This window comes from Hydrocoleum sp. CS-953 (assembly GCF_002260545.1).
GTDB lineage: Bacteria > Cyanobacteriota > Cyanobacteriia > Cyanobacteriales > Microcoleaceae > Trichodesmium.
In genome coordinates, this window is the sequence record NZ_LGSU01001142.1 from 1 (window position 1) to 7,261 (window position 7,261).

The following is a 7,261-nucleotide window of genomic DNA, read 5'->3' on the forward strand; positions in this document are numbered from 1 at the left end:
ACTCTATACATAGTACCTTTGCGTAAGTCCTGTTTAAGATCAGCTAGAGTTGTAAAATTCAGTAACAAAATCATTTTTGGTATCTTTTTCGTAAAAATACATTCCCTGTTCTCTACATAGATGCAAAAAGTCTATATCTTTTTCACCAGATATCTATTCTACTCAACAGATTTACCTAAATTCAACTGTGCCTCCAATTCCTTAATGCGTGCTTGTAATGGTGCCATCATTTCCGCTACTTCAGTCTCAGAATAACATATCGGAATATGCTGCGGACAATTTCTATCCCAAGCTTCCACAGTAATAATAAATACACGCTCAACCTTAGCATTATATCCAGGTATACTCAACTGCTGCATTAATTCCTGGTCATCATAAACAACCTTTGCACGTCCCCAAATTTTCAAACGACGACGGTTAGCATAATCCATCAAAAACAAGAATACTCTGTCATTCTCAGATAAATTTCCAATACTGATGTATTGACAGTTCCCGGCAAAATCAGCAAAACCTAGAGTCTTCTCATCCAATACTTTCAAGAAACCACGAGACCCACCCCGGAATTGAATATATGGCCAATTATTAGAATTCACCGTTCCCAGATAAAAACTATTACGTTGCTCTATGAACTCCGCTATTTCTAGTGTAATAGTGTCGTTAGTTGCTCCAGTCTCGGCAAACCGTTCATACATTTGGCGCGAACCGTAACGTTCCTGAAGTTCTTTGACCGCAGGTGTAAATGCGATTTCAGCAAATTTGCGAGCCATAAGTTTTTCCTAGTTAAAATATTTGGTAGTGGTGTACAAGTAGTGATATTCTTTAAAAATTTAAGTGAGCAATTCAATAATTAATAATTACCTCTTCTTTTCAAGAAGAGTATTGCTTAAAAGGGAAATTTTTTTCTTGTCTTGGTTGATTGGATATGGCGTTAACGGAGTGGCTCTGTTAAGAGCAGGAGACCCGCTCTTGCAGAGCCGCGTTTCATGTCGCGAAGCGAAACGCCATCCCATCCTAACGGAATGCTCCGCAAACAACCGCTTTTTTATCCTTTAAAGGATAGACTTTAAACCCTGGTTTTTCGGTAAATACTATTAGAAATCTCCAAAAATCAAAAATCAAATCAATTATCGAGCATAAACCGTCAATTATTTCTCCCTACTCCCTACTCCCTACTCCCTCTTTTCTAGAGATATCTATTTATCTGAAACACTCTAAAAAAATTTCCATCTAACAAATGATATAGCAATCCGCGCATAGGTTGCGGGTAATTAAAAAGTAAATAAAAAAGTTGAAACTCTCACCTGTTCCCTGTTCCCAGTTAATTTTTCCCTAAAAAGCAGTAAGATTTTTGCCACGAATATGCGGAGGATTGCTATAGTAGTATAAACAAACTTTCATTCCTTTGACTAATAAATAAGACTTCAAACCTCCCCTTTGAAGACAATAAAAAAGAAAATTCCCTATTTCAAGCTTCCAACTTCAGACTAAGATACAGATAACTAAAAATACCCAATTATCTACACCCAGATAAAATTTATCAGCTCTCTAAATTAACCATCAGTTTGAGCAGAAGAAGAAACAAAATTAAGCAACGACATCCACACCCTTTTACCAGAATCATAACACTGCCAATTCTCATTTTTATCCAAATAACATATTAAAACCCTGTCACTATTAGAGTCAGAAAAATGCTCTGCAAAACATAAAAAAGGATAAGTCTTACGACTTAATCGTTTAGCAACAGCCAGATTTGGACATTCAATCACAAAAACAGTTTCTCCATCCAGATAGGTAAGAGAAAAAATACACTTCCGTAGAATAGCCCTCAGCCAACTTTCTGTATAGTCAAAATATCTATCTATAAGTTGATTTGTCAAAGCTTTTTCTAAAGAACGATCCAAAGAATCATGATTTTTTAGGTAATCCATATTTCAATCTGAACCTCAAATTGCAATTGCTTTGTCTTATCTGTCAACATAATAAATATAAACCTTTAAATGCCAGAATCAAAACTGGCTTATTCTGACTAAATTATCAAATTTTAATCATGCCTACCTATACCGGAATTTCTAGTGAAGCTTTTCGTCATCCCCTAGATCGTCAAGCTGAAGATGCTTTACGCAGTGTGCCTGGATTTGACTTAGTTGCCAGTAAATTCGTAGAATTTGTTTATGAACGCCCACAATATGTTTATTTAATGGGGAATGGAATTCAAGTTGGGCCTCGTCAATATGCCAGTATTTATCAGATATTTCGAGGATGTGTTAGAGACTTAGATATACTACCTGAACCTACCTTATTTGTTTCTCAAAATCCCCAAGTAAATAGTTATTCTTTGGGAAAAGAGCAACCTTTAATTGTTTTAAATACTGGTCTTTTAGACTTATTAAATGAGGCAGAATTAAAAACTGTACTAGCTCACGAATTAGGACATATTAAGTGTGGCCATCCCATCTTAAATCAGATGGCAATTTGGGCAATGGGTGTTGCTTCAGCCATTGGAGAAGTAACATTTGGTTTAGGTAATTTAGTCAGCAGCGGATTAATTTATGCTTTCTACGAATGGCGACGCAAAGCTGAATTATCGGCAGATCGGGCAGCTCTTTTAGTCATGGATGACCTAAATTTAGTTATGGAAACTATGATGAAGTTGGCTGGAGTGAGTAGCAAGTATCTCAACGAGTGTAGTTTACAAGAATTTATTCGTCAGTCCGATAATTATCAAGACCTAGACCAAGATGGACTGAATCAAGTTTATAAGTTTTTGCTTTACAATGGTGGTCAGGGTGTAATGTTGAGTCATCCTTTCCCAGTGGAGCGAGTGCGCTATTTGCAAAATTGGGCAAGTTCTGAGGAATATCGTCAAATTCATGCTGGTAATTATAAACGTGCTACTGCGGAGGGTGCTGTTGAGGTGGAAGTAGAGTCTCCAGAAAATGAAGCAGAAGTTTTGCGTCGTGAAATTCAGGAGTTACAACAGGAAATTAATCGGATAAAATCAAAATAAACTTTTCTAGACCTGGTTTTTTGTATAGATTTGGGAGTATTAGGAAAAGTATCTCAGCTTAATATTACCCCACTCTTAGATTTTTTCCGGAAAGTAACCTTCAGCAAGATGTAGTTAAAAATATAACTACTGTAGAAATGTATTAATATTTTCTTTACTTACGAAGTAAACATTCAGCAGTTAGCTATTAGCTAGCCTCTTGCCTTCTTCTGAGGAGCTGCGCTTTTTCGTATAGGGAATGCTCCGCAAACATGTCGCTCCGCGAAACAGCTATTTATTTGAGTTTTACCGAAAAATAAAGGTTTAAAGCCTCTACTTTCAAGGAGAAACAATGAATTTATTTTCCTTTTATTCAATCCTATCCGTTTTTAGGGAGAGGTAATTATCAATTATCAATTATCAATTATCAATTATCAATTATCAATTATTGAAATAAAAGCTTTATTAATTGAAGTAAATTGAATATTACTATAAAAGCCGACTTTAAAGGCTATATTCATTTATAGCAAGTCCTTAAGGTTTAGATATTATTGCTGTTTGCATAGCATTCCGCAGGAAATGCTTACCTTACGAAAGAAAACCCACCTATCATTTTCTTTATTCAAACTATACAAAATAATCAGGAATTTCTAACTATGTTACAAGATAAAAAATCCAACGGCTACAACAAACCACCTCTATTTTGGGGTCTGAGCAAAGCAGGAGTTATCGCTCTAACAGTAGGAGCTACAATAATGGGATTTACTAATCCTCCTAGAGATGAATATGTTAATTATGCTTCTAATAAACTGGCAACTGAGATTAGGGAATCTGTTTGTAAAGAATCTAAAGTACCAGACTTTTTGAGTGATTTTACAGGTGATTTAGTTAAAAGTTGTGAAAAGCTAATTAAGAGTCAAAGAACTACAATTAAAGAATTAATGGATAATGCCACCAGACGTCAAAATTTAATCTTATTTAGTTTTTATACAACTGAGTTTCAGGGTAATAGATATCAGACTATTGGTGCAGTAGGAAATTTTCTCACGTTTCCACCACAGAAAATTGATAAAAGTTAATTAGGGTTTGCTGAAAAAGTATTTTAGTAGTGGTAGGAGTCAGGAGTCAGGAGTCAGGAGTCACAGGGAATTTAGAGGAGGTAGGAGTCAGAATTATCCCTTGATTTTTCTGCCCAACTATGCGCCTAAAATACTCACTTTTTCAGATTTTCGCTCTAAAAAGCAGGTACTTTTTTCGACCTAGAAAAGCCAAACTTTTTATCTGTTAATCCTTTGAGAATTAATCAGCAAGCCCTAATTAAAATTAATGATAATTAAGCAAATAATGTAGGGATGTGTGATGGAACATTCCTACATTATTTTTTAGATTCTAAGAAGTTTTTATATAAATATTGAAAAGGCGATTTAACTTTCTCTAAATGTTCAATATTTTTTTTTAATATTCAGGAGTTACGCAAAATTTCAAGTTATACACCATCTGTAGGGGCGATTTCCGTTCCGGAATACTTTCCTTCGGAATGCTCTGCAAACGTAAACGCGTAATTAGGAGCATTCCGTAGGAAATCGCCNTAGGGGCGATTTCCGTTCCGGAATACTTTCCTTCGGAATGCTCTGCAAACGTAAACGCGTAATTAGGAGCATTCCGTAGGAAATCGCCCCTACTAGATATAGATATGGCGGTTATGAGTAAGTCCTGATAGTATTCAACGCTAAAAACGGAGAGGGGGGGATTCGAACCCCCGTATGAGTTACCCCATAACAGCATTTCCAGTGCTGCGCCTTAAACCACTCGGCCACCTCTCCAGGAAGCAAAATTATTTAATTTAAAATTTGCTCACAATTCAACTATGTTAGCAGAACTAATCTAAATTTGGCAACCCCCTCAGACAAAAAAATTTATTATTGGGTTTTGGGCCTCAATAACATAAGATTAAGTATAAGCCACGTTTTGGTCTAGTCATCAAAAGCTAATATCTAAATCGTGATAGATAACCTAAAAATCTAAACACTGACCAATAAATAAGGTCAATCATCTGCCCTTTTAAGGCAATAAAGAAAATTCCTCTAGCTGAAGCCGGAGGTACTGTTAACTGATAACTGATAACTGAAATGGCCTCTTATCACCAGATTAATATACACGATCGCCAAAATAATACCCATTATAAAGTCCAGGTTCCTGATGACCGCTACATTCTACACAGTGCTGAGAACCAAGGAGTCGAATTACCATTTTCCTGCCGTAATGGTGCTTGTACTACTTGTGCAGTCAGAGTTATATCTGGGGAAATCTATCAACCTGAAGCAATGGGGCTATCCCTAGAACTGCAAAAACAGGGTTATGCTCTTCTTTGTGTCAGTTATGCCCGTTCTGACCTATTTGTAGAAACACAGGATGAAGATGAAGTGTATGAACTCCAATTTGGCCGCTACTTTGGCAAAGGAAAGGTAAAAGTTGGACTGCCATTGGATGAGGACTAAAATAATTTATCTACTTATGGCCTGTATATTGTTGGCTAGTTGTCAAAATCTAAACCGACCTTCAGGCAAAGTTACTAGAGTAGAAAGAGTTGTTAGTGGACAAACTCTAGAAATAGCTGACCGTTCTGCTGCTGTACCCTTATTAGAACCCATTCGCTTGATTGGCATTCAAGCGCCTGATATTAGACAAAAACCTTGGGGACAAGAAGCAAGAATTGAACTAGAAAAATTAACTTTGGGGCAAGAAGTATTATTGGAGTTTGATGTCCAGGAAAAAGATAGATTTGATCGCTTACTAGCTCATGTTTGGCTTAGAGGGAAACTAATCAATGAATATATGGTAAAAGAAGGTTTAGCTCTAGCAGAGCCATATTTTCCTAATACTAAGTATATGGAACGTCTGACTAATGCCCAAGAAAGAGCTAGATTGATGGGGTTAGGTATTTGGAACCCAGACCAACCAATGCGTCAAACTCCTGGACAATTTCGCTCAAATAGAGAATAGGGAGTTTCATTAATTGATAATGGACAATGGATAATGGATAATTATTTTTGTTTCGCGGAGCGACATGTTTGCGGAGCATTCCCTATACGAAAAAGCGTTTTGGCTAAGAGCTGACATGAATGTGCAGCATTCCCCAGAAAAGCTTTGTGGCACGCAAACATAATTATTAATTATCAATTAGTCAGAAGTAGAGGGTCTCGAAGATATGCAAGGTGCATTAATGAAAACTAACTTTTCCTCCATAACTCCGATACTCTTTACTCTTTCCCCCCAGACCTCCCATACCTCCCACACCCCCCACACTCTCTAAAATAATGCCGTCAATCAAGTTAATTATTTTTTATTTTTTATGAGTATAGAAGAATTAAAAGTTTTCCTAGATATTGCCACTGAAGCTGCTCTTGCTGGTGGTGCGGAGTTAATGTCTTATTGGGGTAATCTCAAAGATATTCAAGAAAAAGGTAATCCAGGAAATTTGGTAACTGAAGCGGACAAAGCAGCAGAAGAGGCAATTGTCAAAGTATTACAGCGACATTTGCCAGACCACGCTATTCTTGCTGAGGAGTCGGGAGAATTGGGAGATATAACCAGTAGATATTTGTGGGCAATAGACCCTTTGGATGGTACTACTAATTTTACTCACCAATATCCTTTTTCAGCTATTTCAGTGGGATTACTAATTGATGGACTGCCACAGGTGGGAGTGGTATTTAATCCAATTTTGGATGAATTGTTTCGTGCTGCTAAAGGGTTGGGAGCAACTCGAAACCGTGAGCCAATTTCTGTTTCTCAAACTACTACGTTAGAAAAAAGTTTAGTTATTACAGGTTTTGCCTATGACCGTCGGGAAACAACGGATAATAACTATAAGGAATTTTGTCAAATGTGTCATTTAGCTCAAGGAGTAAGACGTTCGGGTTCTGCTGCTCTGGATTTGTCTTTCATTGCTTGTGGTTGTGCAGATGGTTATTGGGAAAGAAATTTGTCTCCTTGGGATGTGGCTGCTGGTATAGTCATCTTGGAGGAAGCAGGAGGTAAAGTTACGGCTTATAATGGTAGTCCTTTTGATTTCAAGTCGGGGAAAATTTTGGCTACTAATGGTAAAATTCACGATTTGATGAGTAAAGCTTTGATTGAAATTCCACCTCTAGCTTATTGGGATACTACTGATAGATTAAATTAGACCTCTCTAAAAATGAGGGAGTAGGGAGTAGGGAGTAGGGAGTAGGGAACAGGAGGAAATAATTGATTTTATTTTTTATTATTTAGATA

7 protein-coding genes and 1 tRNA gene are annotated in these 7,261 nt (G+C 36.8%); 5 read left to right on the forward strand and 3 right to left on the reverse strand.

Annotated elements, in window-relative coordinates; genetic code table 11:
* Positions 1-158: 158 nt before the first annotated feature.
* On the reverse strand, positions 159-767 hold the full coding sequence (locus AFK68_RS17965; RefSeq protein ID WP_094673950.1) for a pyridoxamine 5'-phosphate oxidase family protein: 609 nt from the start codon (positions 765-767) through the stop codon (positions 159-161).
* 783 nt (positions 768-1,550) lie between these two features.
* A complete protein-coding gene (locus AFK68_RS17970) occupies positions 1,551-1,928 on the reverse strand; it encodes a hypothetical protein (RefSeq protein WP_094673951.1) in 378 nt (125 codons plus the stop codon).
* A gap of 119 nt (positions 1,929-2,047) precedes the next feature.
* Here AFK68_RS17970 and AFK68_RS17975 point away from each other — a divergent pair, with 119 nt between their 5' ends.
* Together AFK68_RS17975 and AFK68_RS17980 are read left to right on the forward strand one after the other, a co-directional pair.
* Positions 2,048-3,007, forward strand: coding sequence for a M48 family metallopeptidase (locus AFK68_RS17975; RefSeq protein WP_094673952.1), 960 nt, complete (start codon positions 2,048-2,050; stop codon positions 3,005-3,007).
* Between the two features lie 635 nt (positions 3,008-3,642).
* Entirely contained in the window at positions 3,643-4,065 is a 423-nt protein-coding gene (locus AFK68_RS17980) for a DUF4359 domain-containing protein (RefSeq protein WP_094673953.1), read from the forward strand.
* Positions 4,066-4,722: 657 nt separating this feature from the next.
* Here the strand turns inward: AFK68_RS17980 and AFK68_RS17985 are convergent.
* Positions 4,723-4,809 (reverse strand) — tRNA-Ser (locus AFK68_RS17985).
* Positions 4,810-5,115: 306 nt separating this feature from the next.
* Between AFK68_RS17985 and AFK68_RS17990 the strand changes: the two genes are divergently transcribed.
* The 3 genes from AFK68_RS17990 to AFK68_RS18000 all read left to right on the forward strand — a co-directional run bounded on the left by AFK68_RS17990 (position 5,116) and on the right by AFK68_RS18000 (position 7,172).
* On the forward strand, positions 5,116-5,484 hold the full coding sequence (locus AFK68_RS17990; RefSeq protein ID WP_094673954.1) for a 2Fe-2S iron-sulfur cluster-binding protein: 369 nt from the start codon (positions 5,116-5,118) through the stop codon (positions 5,482-5,484).
* A gap of 16 nt (positions 5,485-5,500) precedes the next feature.
* The gene (locus AFK68_RS17995; protein WP_246844259.1) at positions 5,501-5,989 is read left to right on the forward strand and encodes a thermonuclease family protein; all 489 of its coding nucleotides are present in this window, start codon (positions 5,501-5,503) and stop codon (positions 5,987-5,989) included.
* A 349-nt stretch (positions 5,990-6,338) separates the two neighbouring features.
* The gene (locus AFK68_RS18000; protein ID WP_094673955.1) at positions 6,339-7,172 is read left to right on the forward strand and encodes an inositol monophosphatase family protein; all 834 of its coding nucleotides are present in this window, start codon (positions 6,339-6,341) and stop codon (positions 7,170-7,172) included.
* Positions 7,173-7,261 lie beyond the last annotated feature (89 nt).

Bases quoted from the DNA above. Each gene is read 5' to 3' on its own strand.
- AFK68_RS17965 (WP_094673950.1), bottom strand. From the start codon at position 767: ATGGCTCGCAAATTTGCTGAAATCGCATTTACACCTGCGGTCAAAGAA.
- AFK68_RS17970 (WP_094673951.1), bottom strand. From the start codon at position 1,928: ATGGATTACCTAAAAAATCATGATTCTTTGGATCGTTCTTTAGAAAAA.
- AFK68_RS17975 (WP_094673952.1), top strand. From the start codon at position 2,048: ATGCCTACCTATACCGGAATTTCTAGTGAAGCTTTTCGTCATCCCCTA.
- AFK68_RS17980 (WP_094673953.1), top strand. From the start codon at position 3,643: ATGTTACAAGATAAAAAATCCAACGGCTACAACAAACCACCTCTATTT.
- AFK68_RS17990 (WP_094673954.1), top strand. From the start codon at position 5,116: ATGGCCTCTTATCACCAGATTAATATACACGATCGCCAAAATAATACC.
- AFK68_RS17995 (WP_246844259.1), top strand. From the start codon at position 5,501: ATGGCCTGTATATTGTTGGCTAGTTGTCAAAATCTAAACCGACCTTCA.
- AFK68_RS18000 (WP_094673955.1), top strand. From the start codon at position 6,339: ATGAGTATAGAAGAATTAAAAGTTTTCCTAGATATTGCCACTGAAGCT.